Annotated in this window: 1 protein-coding gene; it reads right to left on the bottom strand. The window is 77.1% G+C overall.

Going from position 1 to position 820, the window contains the following annotated elements; translation table 11 throughout:
• Window positions 1-41: 41 nt before the first annotated feature.
• Window positions 42-791, bottom strand: a complete 750-nt coding sequence (locus GFJ45_RS16175) for a hypothetical protein (RefSeq protein WP_153399143.1) — start codon at window positions 789-791, stop codon at window positions 42-44.
• Between the last annotated feature and the right edge of the window lie 29 nt (window positions 792-820).

The raw sequence follows: 820 nt of genomic DNA, 5'->3' as shown, positions 1-820 counted from the left end.
GCGCTCGCCCGGCCCGGCGCTGGGTCCGGCGCCCACCGCCGCTACCGCAGCCCGCGGGCGACCGCGAGCACCTCGTCGGTGCTCACCGACCCGGCCACCGCCGTGACGACGCCGTCCCGCACCCAGACCACGGCGACCATGGTGCCGTCCCGCGAGGTCAGGATGGTCGCCGGGGCGCCCTGCACCTCGGCGGAGTCGCTCGCCACCATCTCGGCGGGCACCGGGAGCGGCAGCGTCGTCCCGTCGCCGGAGAAGCCGCGCAGCTGGGCGGCGACGTCCTCGGGCAGGCCGGGGAGCGACAGCAGGTAGTCGCGGGCGGTCTCGAACGGGACGCCGGAGGAGTACCCGGTCGGGGCGACGGCGCGGCCGACGACCAGCGCGGGCGCGCCGCTGCTGCCCGCCCAGACCGCCGCGACCCCGGGCCCGGCGTCCAGCCGGAACCGGTTCCCGTCCAGGCCGGGTGGTGGCGGCGGCAGCGTCTCACCGGCCGCGGCGGCGGCGTCCTCGGCCTCGGCGACCGAGAAGGTGAACTCGGCGCTCACCTGCTCGCCCACCTGGTAGCGGGGCTCACCGGTCACGCCGCGCGGCAGCGGCGCCACCGCGGGAGCGGGCAGGCCGGTCACCTCCTCGGCCGTAGCCGCGTCCGGCACTTCGCGGACCCGTGGCTCCTGCAGCACCTCGACGTCACCGTAGGAGGACAGGTCCGGCAGCTGCACCAGGTCGGCCTGGCTGATCGGGGCGGGCGCGACCTGCTCGTCATAGCTGGGACGGGGCGACGTCGTCACGCTCATCGCACCGGCACCTCCTTCTGCTCATCGGC

The organism is Ornithinicoccus halotolerans (genome assembly GCF_009602535.1).
Lineage (GTDB): Bacteria > Actinomycetota > Actinomycetes > Actinomycetales > Dermatophilaceae > Ornithinicoccus > Ornithinicoccus halotolerans.
This window is presented reverse-complemented; position numbering and strand designations above follow the sequence as displayed.

What these genes read in the sequence shown, in the direction of transcription:
- GFJ45_RS16175 (WP_153399143.1), bottom strand. Translation starts at nt 791, where the DNA reads ATGAGCGTGACGACGTCGCCCCGTCCCAGCTATGACGAGCAGGTCGCG.